Origin of the sequence: Achromobacter sp. SLBN-14, from assembly GCF_006715415.1 — a bacterium.
In the GTDB taxonomy this organism is placed as follows: domain Bacteria; phylum Pseudomonadota; class Gammaproteobacteria; order Burkholderiales; family Burkholderiaceae_B; genus Achromobacter; species Achromobacter mucicolens.
This window is the reverse complement of record NZ_VFNE01000001.1, coordinates 5,990,934-6,010,082: the sequence shown is the minus strand read 5'-3', so window position 1 is coordinate 6,010,082 and position 19,149 is coordinate 5,990,934. Positions and strand designations below refer to the sequence as shown.

The following is a 19,149-nucleotide window of genomic DNA, read 5'->3' as shown; positions in this document are numbered from 1 at the left end:
CCGCGCCCGGCGACCGGGCGGCCGCAAACAAAAAAACGGCGTGCCAGGCACGCCGTTTTCTATTGGGAGGCTGGAGCGTTCAGCCCGCCACGATCGGCCGGCGGCCCGGTGCGCTGCGGGCGCCGCGGCCTTGCGCGTTGTAGGTCGAGGCGCTGCCGACGCCGACGTTGCGCAGGGCGTCCAGCGACTGCTGGGTATAGCGCAGGTGCACGTCGATCAGGGCGCCATTGCGCATGTTGATTTCGCTGGCGGAGGCCGACTTGGACAGGAGCGCCTGCCAGACGCCGGAGAGCTGCGGATACTGCGCCGCGGCTTGTTCGGTGCCGACGTGGCCCGTGGGCAGGCCGATTTCGGTAAGCAGGTTGTCGCGGGTCTGGCTCAGGTCGACCAATTGCTGCGCGATGCCGCGCTTGCGTTCGGTGATCTGGTTCAGCGCCTCGACGCTGCCCTGGCTGACCAGGACCTCGGTTTCTTCCTCGAGGATCGAGGAGAACTCGGAGATCAGGGTGTCTTCCTGCTTCATGCAGGATTGCAGGGAATCGACGAGGCTCATGACAGACGGCTCTATATAAAGAAAGGGCAGGCTATTTCAGAAGGTCGCGGGCGCTGGCGATCAGGCTGTCGGCGATGCGGCCGGTGTCGATCTTGAGCTGCCCGGATGCGATCGCGGCGCGGATGGCGGCAACGCGCTCGACGTTGATGTCGTTCGAGCCGTCTTGCAGGGCCAGCATCTTGCGCGACGCCGAACTCAGCGCGACTTGCGAGCTGCTCGAGCCGGTGGCGCTGCCGGCGCCATAGGCCTGGCTGACCGCGGACTCGGCGCGTGCACCGACGGCGTCGGCCGCCAGGGGCCGGTTGGTGGTCGAATTGATTTTCAAGGTTTTCTCCGCAGGGCGTCCTGGGTCGGTTTGCGACGGATCCGCCTACTTATGTCTCTGTAACGACAAGGGGCGAAGGAACTTTAGGGTATATACACACCCGCCGCAACGCGATTTGTAACATTATCTAGAGCTGTATTTCCACCAGGGTGGCGTTTCGGACGATACCGCTGACCACTTGACCGCCCGCCGTCTTGACCTGGACCACCGCGCCGGGCGGGGCGTTTTCCAGGGCTTCGCCCTCGCTGCTGACCGTGAAACCCTTGCCTCGCGCGTTGATGCGCACGTTGGTGCCGCGCTGCACCGACTGGGCGTTGCGCAGCGAGGAGCTGCGGATGGGCTGGCCGGCGTTGATGCGGAACGCGGCGGTCATGCCGGCCACCGCCTGCGGGTCGGTGATGGCGCCGGGGGGCAGGGCGACCAGATCGCCGTCGCGGGCGTCCAGGTCTGCCGGGGTCAGGGCCTGGCCGGCGGCAATCAGGCGCGAGGCCACGTAATAGTGGCCGGCCACGCTGACGGTCGCCTGCACGTAGGCGGTCCAGCCTTTGGCCGCATTGCAGCGCACGCCGACGGTCATGCGCGAGCGCAGCTTCATGCCGGAAGGCAGAAACGGGGACAAGGTGTCGCAGGGCGCCAGCCGGTCGGTGCGCGGCGGATCAATGGCAATGGACGCCTGGCCGGGCAGGGAGGCCAGCTGCTCCTGCAGATAGGTCTGGGCCGCCATGACGATCGCTTCCGGCGCCTGGGTGGCCGCCGCCTGGGCCTGGGCGGCGCCCGCCGAGGCCAGAAGCAGGACAGCCAGGCCTGCGCGCGCGTGAAGGAGTCGTGCGGAGATTTTCATGATGGATGAATTGTAGAAGTGGGCGGCTTTCGGCAATACGTGAATTGGATGAGAAATGACGGGTTATTTGGCTGATTGTGTTACCAGTCCGGCCCCTATCATGCCGTCATCCAATGGGATAACGGTGTGTCCGGTGTCCCTCGCTTTATCTGATTTGCAACGTATTCAAGGCACCACGATGCTCGACAGGCTCAACGAAGATTTCCGGTTCTACCAGCAGGCTCTGGCACTGCGCGCGCAGCGCCAGGAAGTGCTTTCCTCGAACATCGCCAACGCCGACACGCCCAACTACAAGGCGCGCGACATCGACTTCAAGGCGGCGATGCAAGCCGCCATCGAAGGCACGATGCGCCTGCCCGACACGTCGCTCAAGCTGACCTCCGCCCGCCACATTCCGGCCAAGGCCGTGTCGCAGGGCCCGACGGATCTGCTGTACCGCCTGCCGTACCAGCCCAGCATGGACGGCAACACGGTGGACATGGACATCGAGCGCGTGCAGTTCGCCGACAACACGCTGCATTACCAGAGCACGATGCAGCTCATCTCCAACCGCATCCGCGGGCTGCAGACCGCCATTCAGGATTGATCTTTAAAGGGAGCAACAGGCAATGTCCTTGTTGAGCATTTTCGATATCGCCGGCTCGGCGCTGAGCGCGCAGTCGCAGCGCATGAACGTGGCGGCCAGCAACATGGCCAACGCCGACAGCGTGGTGGGCCCGGACGGCCAGCCGTACCGTGCGCGCCAGGTCGTGTTCCAGGTCAACCCCGCCGCGGGTCAGGCGCTGGGCCAGGAGATCGGCGGCGTGCGCGTGGCCGGCGTGGTCCAGGACCAGTCGCCCCTCAAGCAGGTCTACGACCCGAAGCATCCCCTGGCCGACGCCCAGGGCTACGTCAGCATGCCCAACGTCGATCCGGTGGCCGAAACGGTCAACATGATCGCGGCATCGCGGTCCTACCAGGCCAACGTCGAAGTGCTCAACACCGCCAAGGCGTTGATGCAGAAGACGCTCACCATCGGCCAGTCCTAATTTCCAGCCAGAGTGTATCCATGACCACCGTCGATCAATCCACGAGCACCACGGCCATGGGCCTGGCGCAAACCGGCGCCAACAGCGCAAGCACCGCGCAGGGCCTGCAGGACCAGTTCCTGAAGCTGCTGGTCACGCAGCTCAAGAACCAGGATCCGCTGAACCCGATGCAGAACGCGGAGCTGACGTCGCAACTGGCGCAGATCTCCACGGTGGAAGGCATCACCAACCTGAAGAACACCATGCTGGCCATCAGCGGCCAGATCGACGTGTCCCAGTCGATGAACGCCGTGTCGATGATCGGCAAGGGCGTCCTGATCCCGGGCACGAAGGTCAAGGTCGGCGTGGACAGCGCCAACCCGGCGGACCGCGTGGTCACGCCCTACGGCCTGGACCTGCAGGGCGACGCCGCCAAGGTGCAGGTTCGCATTTCCGATTCGAACGGCGCGGTGGTTCGCACCATCGAGCTGGGCGAACAGAAGACCGGCGTGTACACGCTGGAATGGGACGGCAAGAACGACGCCGGGGTGGCGCTGGAAGCGGGCGCCTACAACGTGTCCGTGCTGGCCACCGACGGGGACGGCGCGAAGGTGAATACGGAAGTGCTGAGCTACGGCAACGTCAAGAGCGTGGCGTACTCGACCAACGGCCTGCGACTGGATCTTGGCCTGGACGGCCAGACCAGCATGCTGGACGTGCGCAAGGTGATCGGCGCCTGAACGGGCGGATATGAATCGGTGCCGGCGCACGGGCGACGGCTTTTCCACTAAAGATTAGCGAGAGTAAACATGGGCTTCGGACAAGGATTGAGCGGCTTGAACGCCGCTGCGCAGAACCTGGACGTCATCGGCAACAACATCGCCAACTCGGGCACCGTCGGCTTCAAGTCGGCGACCGCATCGTTCGCTGACGTCTACGCCAGCTCGCGCGTGGGCCTGGGCGTCAAGGTCGCGGCCATCAACCAGCGCTTCACCGTTGGCGCGGTGACGGGCGGCGGCGGCGAATACGACATCGCCATCGATGGCGCCAAGGGCATGTTCCGCGTGACCGACCAGAGCGGCTCGGTCATGTACACGCGCAACGGCGAGTTCCTCGTCGACAAGAACAACTTCATCGTGAACGCCCAAGGCTACCGCCTGACCGGCTACCCCGCGGGCGCGATCGGCGCGAACCCGGTCGAACTGCAACTGCCGACCGCCAACGTGGCGCCGCAGGCCACCAGCACCGCCACCACCGTGGCCAACCTGGACGCCAACGCCAAGGTCATCTACCAGGTCGACACCGTGACCTCGCCGGCCGTGCCTGGCTCGGTCACGCTGGGCGGCACCGCCTACACGTTCACCAAGGCCGCCGGCGGCGCGCTGACGTGGACCCCGGGCAACCCGCCGGCCGCCACGTACGGCACGGCGCCCAACACCGTCACGATCGACGGCACGGGTCAGGTTGCCGCTGGCGCGCTGGAAGACATCCCCGGCTTCGTGGACTACACCGCCGCCGTCACGGAAATCGGCAAGCCGTTCGATCCGAAGATCTCCAGCACCTACACGAACGCCTCGCCCATGACGGTGTTCGACTCCCTGGGCAACTCGCACCAGGTCATGCAGTACTTCGTCAAGCGTGAAGCCACGGCCGGCACCAGCGTGTACGACGTGTACTACACGATGGACGGCCAGGCCATGGCGCCCACGACGGAAGCCGGCGGCGTGTGGGGCAACCCCCAGCAATTCACGTTCAACAACGCCGGCACGCTGACCAGCGCGCCGATCGTGAACCTGACGTTCGCCCAGCCTGGCGGCACCGCCACCCCGGCCGATCCGCTGAACATCGCAGTCAACTACACCGGCACGACGCAATACGGCAGCAACTACAAGCTGGTCGCCAAGCCCGACGGCTACACGTCCGGCGAATTCAGCGGCATCAACATCAGCAACGACGGCAGCCTGGTCGCCAGCTACACCAACGGCGAAACCCAGGTTGTCGGCACGCTCGTCCTGGCCGACTTCTCGAACCTGCAGGGCCTGCAGCCCGTGGGCAACAACGCCTGGAAGGAAACGGCGGCCTCCGGCCAGCCGATCCTGGGCCAGCCCGGCACCAACAGCATGTCGACGGTGGTGGGCCAGGCAACGGAAGCGTCCAACGTGGACATGAGCCGCGAGCTGGTCAACATGATCATTGCCCAGCGCACCTACCAGGCCAATTCGCAGACCATCAAGACCCAGGACGAAATCATGCAAGTCCTGATGAACCTGAAGTAATGCCCGCTGGGCAAGTGACGACACCGACGATACCCACGGAATAGGCAATGGATCGAATCATCTACACCGCCATGAATGGCGCAGCGCGGATCACGGAGCACCAGGCCGCGCTCTCCAACAACATGGCCAACGTGAACACGACGGGCTTTCGCGAGCAGATCGCGCTGTACCGTTCGGTTCCGGTGACGGACGGGGTGAGCCTGCCTACGCGTGTTTCGACGGTGGCGTCCACGCCCGGCAACAGCTTTCAGATGGGCACCATGCAGACCACGGGCCGCGACCTGGACGTGGCGCTGTCCAGCGAAGCCGGCTGGATCGCGGTGCAGACCCCGCAGGGCGAAGCCTATACGCGCGCCGGCAGCCTGCAGGTGGGCATCAACGGCCTGTTGCAGACGTCGCTGGGCCAGCCGGTCCTGTCGGACCAGGGCGGTCCCATCGACGTGCCCGACCAGGCCGCGCTGACCATCACGTCCGACGGCACGATCACGGCGCTGGGCGCCGGCGACGCGCCGAACAACATCCTGAACCTGGGCCGGCTCAAGCTCGTCAATCCGGACAACAAGCAGCTGGTGCACGGCGACGACGGTGTCTTCCGCATGGCGCCGGTCAATGGCCAGCCCGCGCCGCCGCTGCCTGCCGATCCCGGCCTGCGCCTGTTGTCGGGCGTGCTGGAAGGCAGCAACACCAATCCGATGGCGTCGATGGTGGGCATGATCGAAAACGCCCGCCGCTTCGAGCAGCAGATGCAGGTGATTCAGCAGTCGGACCGCAATGCGGAACGCGCCAACGGCATTTTGTCCGTAAGCGCCTGATTTAAATAAACATTTTGTTCGCGGCCAAGCCGCGGCACCGGAGTTTCTCATCATGATGCGTTCGCTGTGGATCGCCAAGACGGGCCTGGAAGGTCAGCAGACCTCCATGGACGTGATTTCCAACAACTTGGCCAACGTCTCCACCAATGGGTTCAAGCGCGGCCGTGCCGTGTTCCAGGACCTGATGTACCAGACGCTGCGCCAGCCCGGCGCCCAGGTGGGCGACGCCACGCAACTGCCGTCCGGCCTGCAGCTGGGCACCGGTGCACGCGTGGCCGCGACCGAGCGCATCCACTCGACCGGCAACCTGAACAACACGGGCAGCGAAATGGACGTGGCCATCAACGGCCGCGGCTTCCTGCCGGTGGAACTGCCCGATGGCACGCAGGCCTACACCCGTGACGGCGCCCTGCAGCGCGACCAGAACGGCCAGCTCGTGACCGTCAGCGGCTACGTCATCCAGCCGCCGATCAACGTGCCGGACAACGCGCTGTCCATCACCATCGGCAACGACGGCATGGTGTCGGTGACGCAACCCGGCGCGGCCGGCGTGAACGTGCAGATCGGCCAGTTGCAGATCGCCACCTTCATCAACCCGACCGGCCTGCAAAGCATCGGCGAAAACCTGTACCTGGAAACCGACTCGTCGGGCCCGGCGAACCTGCTTCAGCCCGGTGTGGACGGCGCGGGCTCGATCATGCAAAAGTATGTCGAGACCTCCAACGTCAACGTCGCCGAGGAACTGGTCAACATGATCACGACGCAACGCGCCTACGAAATGAACAGCAAGGCCGTCAAGACGTCGGACGAAATGCTGGCCCGCCTGACCCAACTGTGATGCCCATGTCTGTCCTGCGCCTGGTATTTGCGTCTGCGCTGGCTCTGCTGGCGGCTGGCTGCGCCATCATCCCGCCCGAGCCCATCGTGACCGGGCCGACGACGGCGGCGCCGCCGCCGCCGCCGATGCCGATGGCGCAGCCCACGGGCTCGATCTACCAGCCCACGACATACGGCAATTACCCGTTGTTCGAAGACCGCCGGCCGCGCAATGTGGGCGACATCGTCACCATCGTCTTGAACGAGCGCACCAATGCGTCCAAGAACGTGGCGACGAACACCAACCGCACCGGCTCGGCCACCCTGGGCATCGCCGCCGCGCCGTCCTTCATGGACAGCTGGGCGAACGCCAACCTGAACACGGAAGCCAACGGCGGCAACGTGTCGCAGGGCAAGGGCGACAGTAGCGCCAACAACGCCTTCACCGGCACCATCACCACCACGGTGGTGGGCGTGATGTCCAACGGCAACCTGCAGGTTGCCGGCGAAAAGCAGATCGCCATCAACCGCGGCAGCGAATACGTGCGCTTTGCCGGCGTGGTCGATCCGCGCTCCATCACGGGCACGAACACCGTGTCGTCCACGCAAGTGGCCGATGCGCGCATCGAATACCGCAGCAAGGGCGTCATGGACGAAGTCCAGACCATGGGCTGGCTGCAACGCTTCTTCCTGATCGCCTCGCCGTTCTAAATCATGAAACAACCGACTCCGATATCCACCTTGCTGTCCCTGTTGGCGCGGGTGTGCGTGGCCGTCGGCCTGGCCGCGGGCGCCGGCGCGGCGCACGCCGAACGGCTCAAGGATCTGGCAAGCATCCAGGGCGTGCGCGGCAACCAGCTGATCGGCTACGGCCTGGTCGTGGGCCTGGACGGCAGCGGCGACCAGGTGCGCCAGACGCCGTTCACGCAGCAGAGCCTGACGAACATGCTGTCGCAGCTGGGCATCACGGTGCCCGCCGGCAGCAACATGCAGTTAAAGAACGTGGCGGCCGTCATGGTCACGACCACCTTGCCGGCGTTTGCGCGGCCCGGCCAGACGCTGGACGTGGTGGTGTCCTCGATGGGCAACGCCAAGAGCCTGCGCGGCGGCACGCTGCTGATGACGCCGCTCAAGGGCGCGGACAGCCAGGTCTACGCCATTGCCCAGGGCAACATCCTGGTCGGCGGCGCGGGCGCCTCCGCGGGCGGCTCCAGCGTGCAGATCAACCAGCTGAACGGCGGCCGCATTAGCGCGGGCGCCATCGTCGAGCGCGGCGTGCCGACCACGTTCACGCGCGACGGCTACGTGCATGTCGAACTGAACAACACCGACTTCGGCACGGCGCAGAACGTGGCCACCGCCCTGAACCGCAGGTTCGGGCAGGGCACGGCCACCGCGCTGGACGGCCGCGTGATCCAGGTGCGTACGCCCATGGAGCAGGGCTCGCAAGCCCGCTTCCTGTCGCAGATGGAAGACCTGCAGGTCACCCGCGCGCCCACGGTCGCCAAGGTCATCATCAACGCCCGCACGGGATCGGTCGTCATGAACCGCACGGTCATGATCGAAGAGGCCGCCGTCGCGCACGGCAACCTGTCGGTCATCATCAACCGCCAGAACGAAGTGGTCCAGCCGGACACGCCGTTCACGCAAGGCCAGACGGTGGTGGTGCCCAATACCCAGATCGAAGTGCGCCAGGACAACGGTTCGCTGCAGCGCGTCAGCACCAGCGCCAACCTGGCCGACGTGGTCAAGGGCCTGAACGCCCTGGGCGCCACGCCGCAGGACCTGCTGGCCATCCTGCAGGCGATGAAGAGCGCGGGCGCGCTGCGCGCCGAACTTGAAATCATCTGACGGACATGGCTTACACCAACGACGCGGCAGGCGCCAGCACCCGGCAGGACTCGGTCTTCGACATGGGCCGCCTGTCGGACCTGAAGCGCGACGTCAAGAAAGACCCTGCCGGCACCGAGCAGCAAAAACAGGTCGCCAAGCAGTTCGAGGCGCTGTTCCTGCAGATGATGGTCAAGCGCATGCGCGAGGCCACGCCGAAAGAGGGGCTGTTCGATTCCCAGCAGACGCAGATGCTGCAATCCATGGCGGATGAGCAGCTGGCGCTGCACCTGGCCTCGCCCGGCATCGGCCTGTCGCAGGCCATCCTGGCGCAGATGCAGCAGGGCACGCCCGGCGAGATGTCCGACGAAGCGATCAAGCGCATCGGGCAGGGCGGTGACCTGGACTTCCAGACGGGCGGATCGCGTGAAGTGTCCGCGTTGCTGAACGTGATGCGCAACAACCGGCCCGCCGACCGCGCGCTGGCCGCGGCGGAAGGCGCGCCCGGGCACGTGGTCGATTTTGTGTCCAAGATGTCGCGCGCGGCCAACCTGGCGTCGCAGCAAAGCGGCGTGCCGGCCCGCCTCATCATGGGCCAGGCGGCCCTGGAATCCGGCTGGGGCAAGCGAGAGATCAAGCACGCCGACGGCAGCACCAGCTTCAACCTGTTCGGCATCAAGGCCGGTCCCAGTTGGAAGGGCAAGGTCGTCAATGTGCTGACCACCGAATACGAAGACGGCGTCGCCCGCAAGGTGACGCAGCCGTTCCGGGCCTACGCGTCGTACGAGGAATCCTTCGCCGACTACGCCCGCCTGATCGGCAACAGCCCGCGCTACGAAAGCGTGACGACGGCCCGCAACGAGATCGAGGCGGCGCGCCGGATCCAGGACGCCGGTTACGCGACGGACCCGCGTTACGCCCAGAAGCTCATCGGCATCATGGGCCAGCTGCGGGGCGCGGCATCCAACGTGGAAAATTCGCGCCGGATGCTGGAAGGACTCTAAATTTGGGCGAGCTCCTGCCGTAAACGGGGTATCCAGAGATAACAGCTGCGGTTACATACGGGGCATTGTCAGCATGAATTTGTACAAAACGGCACTGGGCGGGTTGAACGCGGCGCAAGCGGGCCTGGCAACCACCGGCCACAACATCAACAATGCCACCACGGTCGGCTACAACCGCCAGCGCGTCATGACCTCGACCGCGGGCGCCCAGGCGACCGCCAACGGCTACATCGGCCGCGGCGTCCAGGTCGACACCGTCGTGCGCAGCTACGACAGCTTCCTGTACAAGCAGCTCGTCGGCGCGAACGGCAGCGGCGCCCAGCTCCAGGCGCAGCTCGACCAGGTCTCGCAGATCAACAACCTGTTCTCCGACCGCACCGTGGGCATCGCCCCGGGTCTGACCAATTTCTTCACCAGCATGAACACGGTGGCCAGCAAGCCGGCGGATCCCGCCGCGCGCGCCGACCTGCTCGGCCAGGCCAACAGCCTGACGACGCAGATCCGCTCGGCCTACTCGGAAATGCAGAAGCAGCGTGAAGGCCTGAACTCGCAGATCAGCACCACGGTCGACCAGGTCAACAGCTACCTGACCCGCATCGACGACCTGAACCAGCAGATCTCGCTGGCGGCCGGCAAGGCCGGCGGCAGCCCCCCCAACGACCTGCTCGACCAGCGCGACCAGGCCGTCATGGAACTGAACCAGCTCATCGGCATCACGACCTACGAGCAGGGCGACAAGATCAGCATCTCGCTCACGAAGGGCGGGCAGTCGCTGCTGTCGGGCAACACCCTCTACCCGCTGCAGGCAGTGCCGTCCGCCTCGGACGCGGGCCGCACGGTCATTGCCTACACGCTGCCCGCGGGCACCGGCAAGACCATCGCGGTCGAGATGAACGACACCGAAATCTCCGGCGGCAAGCTGGGCGGCCTGTTGCAGTTCCGCGCCTCGTCGCTGGACGTCATGCAGAACCAGCTTGGCCAGATGGCCGTCGGCCTGGCGCTGTCGTTCAACGAACAGCACAAGCAGGGCCTGGACCAGGGGGGCAATCCGGGCACGGACTTCTTCAGTATCGGTTCGCCGCAGAGCGTGCCCAATACGGCAAACAAGAGCAACGCGCAGATCTCGGGCGAATTCACCGACCTGGCAAACGTCAATGCCAAGGACTACGAGATCTCGTTCGACGGCACCAATTACCAGGTCGTGCGCATGCCGGAAGGCTCGCAGGTCTACAACGGCCCGGCCACCGGTACGCCGCCCACCGCCACGCTGAATCTCGAAAGCGAGATGGGCGTGACGCTGACCATCAATGCGCCGCCCCAGGCCGGCGACAAGTGGTCGCTGTCGCCCACGCGTAACGCGGCCCGCGACATCAACGTGCTGATCACCGATCCCGACAAGGTTGCCGCGGCGGACCTGGACGGCGGCGATGCCAACGGCAAGAACGCCTTGAAGCTGGCGCAGCTGCAAACCAGCAAGGTGCTGAGCCACGGCACGATGAGCATCAACGACATGTTTGCGCAGGTCGTGAACACGGTCGGCGTGCAGACGCAGCAGATCAAGACGGCCGCCACGGCGCAGGTCAACCTGATCAAGCAGACGACGGCCGCGCAGCAGGCGGTGTCGGGCGTGAACCTGAACGAAGAATACGTAAGCCTGTCGCTGTACCAGGAGCAATACCAGGCCAGCGCCCGCATCATCGATGTGGCGAGCACCATTTTTGACACGCTGTTGGGCCTGCGCGGCTGATCAGAACGTTGACTGTGAATACTAGAAAGCACTTCGGAGCTGCACCATGCGTCTGAGCACCACGATGATGTACACGAACGGCCTGAGCGGCGTTCTCGCCCAGGAATCCGACATGAATCGCCTGGTGGAACAGGTTGGCAGCGGCCGCAAGTTCCTCACCCCCGCGGACGATCCGCTGGCGGCTTCCCTGTCGATCGGCGTCGCGCAGACGCAGAGCATGAACACGACGTACGGCCTGAACCGCAACACGGCCAAGACCAATCTTGGCCAGGAAGCCAACGTCCTGGACTCGATCACCACCGCCCTGCAGGACGTGCGCACGCGCGTCGTGCAGGCCGGTAACGGCACGTTTGCCGACAGCGACCGCCAGGCGCTGTCCACGGCGCTCAAGAGCGCGCGCGACGCGCTGCTGGGCCTTGCAAACAGCACCGACGGCAATGGCCAATATATGTTCTCGGGTTATGAAGGCAGCGTGGTGCCTTACGCCCAGGACGCGACGGGCAAGATCGTCTACAGCGGCGCCACCGGCGAGCGCACCGTGCAGGTCGACCAGTCGCGCCAGTTGTCCACCAGCGACCTGGGCAGCGACATCTTCAATCGCGCCAATCCGGGTTCGACGGCGTACGTGAGCACGGCGTCTGCGGCCAACGGCGGCACCGCGCAGTTCAGCACGGTCTCGGTCACGCCGGGCAACCCCAACATCGGCAAGAATTTCAGCCTGCAGTTCGAATCGGACCCCGCCACGGGCAACATGGGCTATCGCGTCATCACGACCGACCCGTCCGCCACCCCGCCTGTGCCGCCAGTGATCACGCCCGCGCCGCCGGCCGGTCCCACGGAATACAAGGAAGGCGCCAGCATCGACTTCGGCGGCGTCGCCGTGGTGGTCAAAGGCACGCCGCAAAATGGCGACGTGATCGATGTCGAGAGCATCCAATCGGCCGATGTGGATCTGTTCAACACCTTGGACAACCTCATCAAGGTCCTGGATTCGCCCATCGCGGGCGATGAAAAGGCGCTGGCGCGTCTGAACAACGAATTGGCGACGGCGAACAAGAAACTCGCGACCAACTACGACAACGTCCTGACCGTGGGCGCGTCGGTGGGCGCCCGCCTGAACGAGCTGGAGGCGCTGGACGCCACCGGCACGCAGAAGGGCCTGTCGTACTCGAAGTCGCTGTCGGATCTGGAAGACCTGGATTACTACGCGGGCGCCAGCCAGCTCGCGCTGCGCCAGGTGGCCTTGCAGGCGGCTTCGGCCGCTTTCATGACCATTCAGGGTTCCAGCCTGTTCAGCCGCAAGTGATGCGGTAGGTTTCAGCGCGGCGCGGCGTGTCCGCACCGCGACAGGCGCACTTTTCGGACGCTGCCGGCCAAGGGCCGGGGCGTCCGTAGTGCGTATAGGGTGGGTTGTGTCGTTCTTCGTTGCTTAACGCTCGGATATTTCATGCTTGGAAATTTGAAAGTTCGCACTTGTATCATTCTGGTGCTGTTGCTCTTCACGGGCGCCATGTTCATTTCGAACGGGGTGGCGTGGATGGGGTTGAACTCCGGCAGCGACAAGCTGGCACAGGTCAACGAAGCCTATGCCAACCAGGCGACGCAACTGCAGCGCGCCTACAGCACGTTCCTGCGCGGACGCCTGCTGCTTGCCAATTCGCTGATGGACATGCAGCAGGGCAAGACCGAACAGTCGACCTCGCAGGCCCAGCGCGCCGACGCGCTCATGGCCGATGGCCTGAAGTTGTTCGACGCCTTCCGCAAGGCGCCGCGCATGGCGGGTTCCGAAGAGATCGTGGCCAAGCTGGACGCCGCCTACAAGCAGTTCGATGACGTTTACCGCCGGCAGGCCGCCGCGCTGAAGAATCTGGCCATCCAAGACTACCTGGACCTGAACGACGCAGGCGGGGCTGCCAACACCGCGTTCCGCGAGGCCGTGAACAACGTGCTGCAGTTCACCGACACGCGCACCGACGAGCTCATCGCGCAGGCGGAAACGGATCACAACATTTCCCGCACCGTGACCATCGTGATGCTGGCCATCGCCCTGGTTCTGGCGCTGGGCTGCTGGATTTTCATCAACCGCACCGTCCTGCGTCCGCTGCATGAAGCCGGCGACCACTTCGAGAAGATTTCGGCCGGCGATTTCACGGGCCGCATCGAAGTGCGCAGCACCAACGAAATCGGTCACCTGTTTGGCGCCATCAAGCGCATGCAGGAAAGCCTGACGCGCACCGTGGCCTCGGTGCGCCGCGGTGTCGAAGAGATCAACCTGGGTGCGCGGGAAATCTCCGCGGGCAACACCGACCTGTCCAGCCGCACGGAGCAGCAGGCCGCTTCGCTGGAAGAGACCGCCGCCTCGATGGAAGAGCTGGCCTCGACCGTCAAGCAGAACGCGGACAATGCCCGCCAGGCCAACCAGCTGGCCGCCAGCGCGTCGGACGTGGCCGAGCGCGGTGGTTCGGCGGTGTCGGAAGTGGTCAACACAATGCAGGAGATCTCCGCCAGCTCGCGCAAGATCTCGGAGATCGTGTCGGTCATCGACGGCATTGCGTTCCAGACCAACATCCTGGCGCTGAACGCGGCGGTGGAAGCGGCCCGCGCGGGTGAGCAGGGCAAGGGCTTTGCGGTGGTGGCGGGCGAAGTGCGCTCGCTGGCGCAGCGCAGCGCGCAGGCCGCCAAGGAAATCAAGGGCCTGATCGAAGACTCCGTGACCAAGGTGGGCGCCGGTTCTCAGCAGGTCGAACGCGCCGGTTCCACGATGCAGGAAATCGTGGCGTCGGTGAAGCGCGTGACGGACATCATGGGCGAGATCTCGGCGGCGTCCGAAGAACAGTCCAGCGGCATCGACCAGGTGAACCGCGCGGTTTCGCAGATGGATGAAGTGACGCAGCAGAACGCGGCGCTGGTGGAAGAGGCCGCGGCCGCCGCCGGCTCGCTGCAGGAGCAGGCCCAGCGCCTGGCCGAAGCGGTGTCCGTGTTCAAGATCAACGCCGGTGAAGTGATCGAAGTGCCCGCCCGCCAGTTGGCGCAGCAACGCAGCGCGCCGCTGATGGCCGCGCCCAAGCCCGCGCAGGAAGAACCCGCCAAGCCGGCCGCGCAGGCCGAGGCAGCGCCCGCGCCTAAGGCCGCGCCCGCGCCGCGTTTGACGCAAGTGGCCCGGCCCAAGCCGGCGGGCGCGACCGCCGCGCGCCCGATGCGCCGGCCGGCAGCGCGCGCAGCGGATGCGGCGGACGCGCCGGCAGCCGCGCCCAAGCCCGCCACGCGCCGTCCGCCGCCCTCGGACGACGATTGGGAATCTTTCTGACGGTTGTAGTGGGCGTCAGTGCATTGAACAGGCAGTAGAGGAAAACCCCTTTTACGGCCCGGCGGCCTCGAAAGCGCCGCCGGGACGGCTACCGGAACTACGGAAATGTTTAGCAATCTGAAGGTGCGCACCGGATTGATGCTGGCCCAGTTGGCAGTTGCCCTGGCCGCGCTCGTTGCCATTGTCCTGGGTTGGAACAGCATGCAGTCCAACACCCGGGCGATCGACGCCTTGGATTCTCTGAGCGTGCAGCAGAGCAATCTGATCAAGGATTCGTACACCCAGATGCTGCGCGCGACCGTGCGCGCCGACATTGCCGCCGCGCAACGCGCCGCTGGCGACACGAGCGGCGCCGCCGAGAATTCGCGCATCGTCCAGCAGCTGATCGCGGACTCCAAGAAGAAGATGGAGACCTTCAAGGCGATTCCGAAGACCACCGAGGTCGGCCGCGCGTCGGAAGGCCAGTTGGTTTCCGCGTTCAACGGCTTTGCCGAGTCGCTGGAAAGCATGATGGCAGCGCTGGACAAGGGCGATGCCGCGACCTACCTGTCGCTCAAGAACACCAAGGCGGGCGCCGCCAGCGGCGCGTTCTTCAAGCAGCTCACCGACTTCTCCGCGAACATCAACAAGTACAGCCAAGAGATGTTGCAGACGTCGCGCGCGCATGCGTCGACGATGACCTACGTGTACATCGCCCTGGCACTGCTGATCCTGGCCGTGTCGCTGGGCGCGTTCCTTTTCATGAACCGCGTCGTGCTGCGTCCGCTGCGCGCCGTGGGCGAGAGCTTCGACAAGATCGCCGCCGGCGACCTGACCGTGCGGGTGGATGTGAATTCCACGAACGAGGTCGGCGCGCTGATGGCGGCAGTCAAGCGCATGCAGGAAAGCCTGGCGCGGACCGTTTCCGCGGTGCGCCGTGGCGTGGACGAAATCAACGTCGGTTCGCGCGAGATCTCGGCGGGCAACACGGATCTGTCCAGCCGCACGGAAGAGCAGGCGGCCTCCCTGGAAGAGACCGCCGCATCGATGGAGCAGCTGGCTTCGACCGTCAAGCAGAATGCCGACAACGCCCGCCAGGCGAACCAGCTGGCGGCCAGCGCATCGGACGTAGCCGAGCGCGGCGGTTCGGCGGTGGCGGAAGTGGTCAGCACGATGGAAGGCATTTCGGCCAGTTCGCGCAAGATCTCGGAAATCGTGTCGGTCATCGACGGCATCGCGTTCCAGACCAACATCCTGGCGCTGAACGCCGCGGTGGAAGCGGCCCGCGCGGGCGAGCAGGGCAAGGGCTTTGCAGTGGTGGCGGGCGAAGTGCGTTCGCTCGCGCAGCGCAGCGCGCAGGCGGCCAAGGAAATCAAGGGCCTGATCGAGGACTCGGTCTCCAAGGTCGGCGCCGGGTCGCAGCAGGTTGAACGCGCCGGCGCGACGATGCAGGAGATCGTGGCTTCGGTGAAGCGCGTGACGGACATCATGGGCGAGATCTCGGCGGCGTCCGAAGAGCAGTCCAGCGGTATCGACCAGGTCAACCGCGCGGTTTCGCAGATGGACGAAGTGACGCAGCAGAACGCGGCGCTGGTGGAAGAGGCCGCTGCCGCCGCGGGTTCGCTGCAGGATCAGGCCCAGCGCCTGGCCGAAGCGGTGGCCGTGTTCAAGATCAATGCGGGCGAAGTCATCGAAGTGCCGGCGCGCCAGTTGGCCCAGCAGCATCGGCCGGCCGCCCGCGTGGCGGCGCCGGCGGCTGCCGGGACACCCGCGCGGGCGCCCGAGCCTGCGCCGGCGCCCGCCGCGCCGGCCGCCAGGCCCGCCGCGGTGCGGCTGGCGCACAGCACGGCCACCAAGTCCGAGCCGGCCGCAGGCGCCTCGGCGGCGCGGCCGCCGCGCAGACCGGCGGCGACGCGCTCCGCGCCTGCCGCGAAGACCGACCCGAAGCCCGCATCCGCACCGGCCGCAAGCCGGCGGCAGGCGCCTTCGGACGACGATTGGGAATCTTTCTGACGCCGGGTAGGCCGGCAAATAGGCAGGGTATGCGAGGTTATCTACATCTTCTGGCAGCGGCCGCGATTGCGGCCTTTGTCGCGGGTTGCGCGGCAACGGGTCATAACTTCGATCCGAGCAAGCTGTCGACCCTGACGCCCGGTCAGACGACGGTGGAAGAGGCCGCGCGCGCGCTGACCGCTCCGCCTGCCCAACAGTTCAAACAGAGCGACGGCACGGTGCTGATGCTCTGGTCCCACAAAATCACCTTTGTCGCCGACGGCCTGTACAGCCGCAAGGAAGCGCTGCTGCAGTTCGGCCCCGATGGCCGGCTGATGCGGCTCGTCGACAGCACCAATATTCTGCTGGAACCCTGGGAACGCCAGAAATTGTTGGGACCGGCCCCTGCGCCTGAGATCACTCAGGACTGGGCCCAACCGGCCGTGGCCCCCGAGGTGCAAACCATCTACATTCCGGGTCCGGGAGAACCGGCCGGACTGGCGCCGCAGGGCAAATAGCCCCGCAGTCCAGCAGAAGACGTCGGGCCCCAAGCCCGATGTTCGTCGCCCTGAGTGCAAGCCCTGTGTAACAGGGCGTGTCCCACGGGTGGTTTTTCATTTGGTCAGAGCAGTTCCTGAGGGATGGGGAAATAAATGGAAGCGAGTCTCGAATCCGGCGCAAAGGCCGGCAAGGCGGGCAAGAAAAAAGCCGCGCGCGCACCCAAGGTCAAGCGCAAACTGAGGCTGCGCGATGCGCGCGTCGGCACGATGCTGCTGTGGGTGATGGCGTTTTTCGCGCTGCTGATCGCAGCAGTGGGGGGCTTGGCCGCCTACTTCCTGCAAAGCAACTATGAATCGATCCGAGAGGTCAATGCGCTGACCGAGCGCGCCAAGCAGGTCGAGATCATCAACAGCGACATGCTGCGTGCACGCGTTGGCCTGATGGTGGCCGCTCGTCACCTGCAGGAGTCCGGCTGGGGCAGCGGCGAGAATTCGGCGCGTGACGCGGCCGCGGCGCTCAAGGGTTCCACCGACCTCCTGACCGGCGTGCGCAGCCGCTTCGCCGATTTCCAGAAGAACATGCTCGAGGACGACACCGGCCGCCAGCTGTCGATGAACCTGGTGCGCCGCTATCGCTCGTACATCGACGACGGCGTGGACACGATGGTCGAAGCCCTGCGCAGCGAAGACTATTCGACGTTCTACATGGTGAACAACGAATACGGCACGCCGCGCAGCGCCGCCTTCATCGAGGCGATCGCCCAGTTCGACAAGTACATCGCCGATCAGCAGCGCCAGACGATCGATCAGGCCGAAGCGAACTTCAAGCTGGCCATGATCGCCGTGGGCATTGCCGTGGCGCTGGCCCTCTTGTTGATGGTGCTTGCCCGCATCCTGTTCGGCCGCCTGGTCGTGCGCCCCTTGGTCGAGGCCGGCCAGCACTTCGACAAGATCGCCGCCGGCGACCTGACGGGCCGCGTGGAAGTGCGTTCGCACAACGAAATCGGCCAGCTGTTCGCCGCCCTCAAGCGCATGCAGGAAAGCCTGACGCGCACGGTGTCGACGGTGCGCCGCGGCGTGGACGAGATCACCGTGGGCTCGCGCGAGATTTCCGCGGGCAACACGGATCTGTCCAGCCGCACGGAAGAGCAGGCCGCTTCGCTGGAAGAGACCGCTGCCTCGATGGAAGAGCTGGCCTCGACTGTGAAGCAGAATGCCGACAACGCGCGCCAAGCCAACCAGCTGGCGGCCAGCGCGTCGGACGTGGCCGAACGCGGCGGCTCCGCCGTGTCGGAAGTGGTCAACACCATGGAAGGCATTTCGGCCAGCTCGCGCAAGATTTCCGAGATTGTGTCGGTCATCGACGGCATCGCGTTCCAGACCAACATCCTGGCGCTGAACGCGGCGGTGGAAGCTGCGCGTGCCGGTGAACAGGGCAAGGGCTTTGCGGTGGTGGCGGGCGAAGTGCGCTCGCTGGCGCAGCGCAGCGCCCAGGCCGCCAAGGAAATCAAGGGTCTGATCGAGGACTCGGTCTCCAAGGTGGGCGCCGGTTCGCAGCAGGTGCAACGCGCCGGCGCGACCATGCAGGAAATCGTGGCATCGGTGAAGCGCGTGACGGACATCATGGGCGAGATCTCGGCGGCGTCCGAGGAACAGTCCAGCGGCATCGACCAGGTCAACCGCGCGGTGTCGCAGATGGACGAAGTGACGCAGCAGAACGCGGCGCTGGTGGAAGAGGCCGCGGCCGCCGCCGGCTCGCTGCAGGAGCAGGCCCAGCGCCTGGCCGAAGCGGTGGCCGTGTTCAAGATCAACGCAGGCGAAGTCATTGAAGTGCCTGCGCACCAGCTCGGCGGTTATGCCGCGCCGTCGCTGAACTGATCGTTGTTGTTCCGGGCCGCGCCCGATCCCGCACACGCGGGATCGGGCGCGGTTTTTTTGCGTCCGCAATGCCCGGATCCGGCAGGAATCGCTTGTCTTATTTCCAGCGGTTATAAGGGCGTTGATCGCGGTCATAAGCACGTTAAGTTTTCTGCTTTATGACCGTAAACATTGGCAACGCCTGATGCGTCAGGCCGAAAACACAGTGATCGATGGTGACCGGGGGATCGGGCGCCAGACGAAGCCGGCGGGAGTGCACCGTTGCCTCGCATCGCGTCCGTT

At 65.6% G+C, this 19,149-nt stretch carries 18 protein-coding genes; 15 read left to right on the top strand and 3 right to left on the bottom strand.

Features of this window, described 5'->3' with window-relative positions; all coding sequences use genetic code 11:
* Window positions 1–79: 79 nt before the first annotated feature.
* The 3 genes from FBY20_RS27660 to flgA all read right to left on the bottom strand — a co-directional run bounded on the left by FBY20_RS27660 (window position 80) and on the right by flgA (window position 1,719).
* Window positions 80–553, bottom strand: a complete 474-nt coding sequence (locus FBY20_RS27660) for a flagella synthesis protein FlgN (RefSeq protein ID WP_142055725.1) — start codon at window positions 551–553, stop codon at window positions 80–82.
* 31 nt (window positions 554–584) lie between these two features.
* Complete coding sequence (gene flgM, locus FBY20_RS27655) at window positions 585–878, bottom strand: flagellar biosynthesis anti-sigma factor FlgM (protein WP_056316603.1); 294 nt, start codon at window positions 876–878, stop codon at window positions 585–587.
* Between the two features lie 127 nt (window positions 879–1,005).
* Window positions 1,006–1,719 carry a flagellar basal body P-ring formation chaperone FlgA gene (flgA, locus tag FBY20_RS27650; RefSeq protein WP_056318671.1) on the bottom strand — a complete coding sequence of 238 codons (714 nt, stop codon included), beginning with the start codon at window positions 1,717–1,719 and terminating at the stop codon, window positions 1,006–1,008.
* Window positions 1,720–1,897: 178 nt separating this feature from the next.
* On the opposite strand from flgA, the gene flgB reads away from it, so the two are divergent.
* From flgB to FBY20_RS27575, 15 genes are all read left to right on the top strand, one after another.
* Window positions 1,898–2,305, top strand: coding sequence for a flagellar basal body rod protein FlgB (gene flgB, locus FBY20_RS27645; protein ID WP_056316606.1), 408 nt, complete (start codon window positions 1,898–1,900; stop codon window positions 2,303–2,305).
* A 22-nt stretch (window positions 2,306–2,327) separates the two neighbouring features.
* Window positions 2,328–2,747 carry a flagellar basal body rod protein FlgC gene (gene flgC / locus FBY20_RS27640; protein ID WP_056316609.1) on the top strand — a complete coding sequence of 140 codons (420 nt, stop codon included), beginning with the start codon at window positions 2,328–2,330 and terminating at the stop codon, window positions 2,745–2,747.
* A gap of 20 nt (window positions 2,748–2,767) precedes the next feature.
* On the top strand, window positions 2,768–3,466 hold the full coding sequence (locus FBY20_RS27635; RefSeq protein ID WP_142055722.1) for a flagellar hook capping FlgD N-terminal domain-containing protein: 699 nt from the start codon (window positions 2,768–2,770) through the stop codon (window positions 3,464–3,466).
* 69 nt (window positions 3,467–3,535) lie between these two features.
* On the top strand, window positions 3,536–5,002 hold the full coding sequence (locus tag FBY20_RS27630) for a flagellar hook-basal body complex protein (protein WP_142055720.1): 1,467 nt from the start codon (window positions 3,536–3,538) through the stop codon (window positions 5,000–5,002).
* A gap of 47 nt (window positions 5,003–5,049) precedes the next feature.
* Window positions 5,050–5,814 (top strand): flagellar basal body rod protein FlgF, encoded by a 765-nt coding sequence (locus FBY20_RS27625; protein ID WP_056316617.1) that lies wholly within the window; start codon window positions 5,050–5,052, stop codon window positions 5,812–5,814.
* A gap of 52 nt (window positions 5,815–5,866) precedes the next feature.
* Complete coding sequence (gene flgG, locus FBY20_RS27620; protein ID WP_056316620.1) at window positions 5,867–6,652, top strand: flagellar basal-body rod protein FlgG; 786 nt, start codon at window positions 5,867–5,869, stop codon at window positions 6,650–6,652.
* Window positions 6,652–7,341, top strand: a complete 690-nt coding sequence (locus FBY20_RS27615; RefSeq protein WP_056316623.1) for a flagellar basal body L-ring protein FlgH — start codon at window positions 6,652–6,654, stop codon at window positions 7,339–7,341. Before flgG ends, FBY20_RS27615 begins: the two co-directional genes overlap by 1 nt.
* A gap of 3 nt (window positions 7,342–7,344) precedes the next feature.
* Complete coding sequence (locus FBY20_RS27610) at window positions 7,345–8,481, top strand: flagellar basal body P-ring protein FlgI (RefSeq protein ID WP_056316626.1); 1,137 nt, start codon at window positions 7,345–7,347, stop codon at window positions 8,479–8,481.
* A gap of 5 nt (window positions 8,482–8,486) precedes the next feature.
* Window positions 8,487–9,464, top strand: a complete 978-nt coding sequence (gene flgJ / locus FBY20_RS27605; RefSeq protein ID WP_142055718.1) for a flagellar assembly peptidoglycan hydrolase FlgJ — start codon at window positions 8,487–8,489, stop codon at window positions 9,462–9,464.
* A gap of 73 nt (window positions 9,465–9,537) precedes the next feature.
* Window positions 9,538–11,211 carry a flagellar hook-associated protein FlgK gene (gene flgK, locus FBY20_RS27600; protein ID WP_056316633.1) on the top strand — a complete coding sequence of 558 codons (1,674 nt, stop codon included), beginning with the start codon at window positions 9,538–9,540 and terminating at the stop codon, window positions 11,209–11,211.
* A gap of 46 nt (window positions 11,212–11,257) precedes the next feature.
* Window positions 11,258–12,517 carry a flagellar hook-associated protein FlgL gene (flgL, locus tag FBY20_RS27595; RefSeq protein WP_056316635.1) on the top strand — a complete coding sequence of 420 codons (1,260 nt, stop codon included), beginning with the start codon at window positions 11,258–11,260 and terminating at the stop codon, window positions 12,515–12,517.
* 141 nt (window positions 12,518–12,658) lie between these two features.
* Window positions 12,659–14,518 carry a methyl-accepting chemotaxis protein gene (locus tag FBY20_RS27590; RefSeq protein WP_142055716.1) on the top strand — a complete coding sequence of 620 codons (1,860 nt, stop codon included), beginning with the start codon at window positions 12,659–12,661 and terminating at the stop codon, window positions 14,516–14,518.
* 105 nt (window positions 14,519–14,623) lie between these two features.
* Window positions 14,624–16,510, top strand: coding sequence for a methyl-accepting chemotaxis protein (locus FBY20_RS27585; protein WP_142055715.1), 1,887 nt, complete (start codon window positions 14,624–14,626; stop codon window positions 16,508–16,510).
* A gap of 29 nt (window positions 16,511–16,539) precedes the next feature.
* Window positions 16,540–17,007, top strand: coding sequence for a hypothetical protein (locus tag FBY20_RS27580; RefSeq protein WP_056316644.1), 468 nt, complete (start codon window positions 16,540–16,542; stop codon window positions 17,005–17,007).
* 135 nt (window positions 17,008–17,142) lie between these two features.
* Window positions 17,143–18,867, top strand: a complete 1,725-nt coding sequence (locus tag FBY20_RS27575) for a methyl-accepting chemotaxis protein (RefSeq protein ID WP_062840925.1) — start codon at window positions 17,143–17,145, stop codon at window positions 18,865–18,867.
* Window positions 18,868–19,149: the final 282 nt, after the last annotated feature.